Raw genomic sequence first — 1,644 nt, forward strand, 5'->3', positions numbered from 1 at the left:
ACATTATAGAATTTATAACATTTCGGGGTGGGGCAGGACTTCCGCCTCGTTGTTGTTTTTGGTAAGGTTAGGATATGGAGACGAACGTGCTAAAACGAATCTTCTTTGATGAACATGGACATTGGGATCGGTTTGTTGCGAAGCATAAGGGCAAGCTTCGTCCTAATGTGCTAAAAGAAGTGGAGAAGTTTCGCAAATGCGGAGATCCAAGGAATGGTTTTAAGCTGTTGGTGTGCGAAGGATGCCACGACCTACGGCTTGTTCCGTATCGTTGCAAAGGAAGATTCTGTACGACCTGTTCATGCGGAGAAACGGAAGAATGGGCCCGGTTGCTCGAACAAGATGTATTTCAGGTCAATCACCGTCATGTCGTTTTCACGGTTGATGAAGGATTACGCGAAGTGTTTCTTCTCCACCGAGACAAACTGCTCAAAGAATTTATGGACGAGGCCGTCCGTGTAGTCAAAACGTATTTCGAGAAGAAGCACAAGGTGACGCCCGGCATCATAGCAGGGCTTCATACCTTTGGGGCGCGGATGAATTTCAATCCCCATGTCCATATGCTAGTAACCATGGGCGGGATGAAGAAGAACGGGGAATGGAAAACGTATGACTTTGTGCCGTTCGAGATGTTGCGTAAACAATGGCAGACGGTTGTGTTGAAGCTGATTCGCCGAAAGTTAAGCGCCCGAGAGAAAAAGCAAGTACAATCCCGTTTGCAAAAAGCCTACTCCGAAAATGGGGAAGGCTTCTATGTGTATGCCCCGAAACAGAAAGGGAACGTCAAGCGGCAACTCGGATATATCGGGCGATATATGAGAAGACCGGCGATTGCGGTGAGCCGGATCGAAGCGTACGACGGAGAAACGGTGACCTTTCGTTATCGGGATAAGACGGATGGGGAGGAGAAAACGGAGACGATCCCGGTGGAAGAATTCATCGGAAGGCTGATCCGACATATCCCGGATGAAAACTTTAAGACGATTCGTTACTATGGGGTTTACTCGCGGCGGATCAAGAGCCTGTGCAAGAAGTTAGTCAGCGAGTGGCAAAAAGCGGCGAGAAGATGGATCGTCAAGGCAAAGCGGATATTGAAACGCAGAACGTGGAGTGAACGGGTCAAGGAGCAGACGGGGAAGCCGCCATGTTGTCCGAAATGCGAAAGTTATTACGAATACAAGGGAGAAGCTTGCCTTGAGGATGGGCAATTGAAGGTGAAGTACGCGGTGTGCTCCACCTCAAAGGCATGCCTGGAAAGGATGATTCGGGATGTCACCGGTGTCCAGGAAACGAAAGGCGGTCAAGAAAAAGAAAAAGCCGCAGAGCGGGCTGCGTAGCAAAGAAACGATAAAATACATTTGTTTGCAATGCAGCAGCGAAGAAGAGATTCCGCTGCAAGTCGTACGGAATTTCGATGCGATGGATGATGGAGATCCGACCGTACCTCCACAATTCCGTTGTGAAGAATGCGGCGGAGCGATGTATCCGGAATATTACAAAGGAGTTCATGGCTACGAATACAGGATAAGTGATGTGAAAAAGTAGACTGGGGACAGAGGAAGAAGATCCCCATACCCCAGCTTACTTTGGCACATATGAACGGAGATGCACGAACTTAAAGGACGCCGTCAGGCGTTTTTCTTA

General features: G+C 48.7%; 2 protein-coding genes. Both read left to right on the plus strand.

Annotation, left to right across the window (positions count from 1 at the left end; genetic code table 11):
- Positions 1 to 74 precede the first annotated feature (74 nt).
- Positions 75 to 1,337: an IS91 family transposase gene (locus AC4GZ8_RS26310; RefSeq protein ID WP_120044955.1), complete on the plus strand. Its 1,263-nt coding sequence runs from the start codon at positions 75 to 77 to the stop codon at positions 1,335 to 1,337.
- Positions 1,338 to 1,419: 82 nt separating this feature from the next.
- Positions 1,420 to 1,545, plus strand: coding sequence for a hypothetical protein (locus AC4GZ8_RS26315; protein ID WP_491084835.1), 126 nt, complete (start codon positions 1,420 to 1,422; stop codon positions 1,543 to 1,545).
- Positions 1,546 to 1,644: the final 99 nt, after the last annotated feature.

Source organism: Metabacillus sp. RB-C-LZQ-3-1 (assembly GCF_058315175.1).

What these genes read in the sequence shown, in the direction of transcription:
- AC4GZ8_RS26310 (WP_120044955.1), top strand. Translation starts at nt 75, where the DNA reads ATGGAGACGAACGTGCTAAAACGAATCTTCTTTGATGAACATGGACAT.
- AC4GZ8_RS26315 (WP_491084835.1), top strand. Translation starts at nt 1,420, where the DNA reads ATGGATGATGGAGATCCGACCGTACCTCCACAATTCCGTTGTGAAGAA.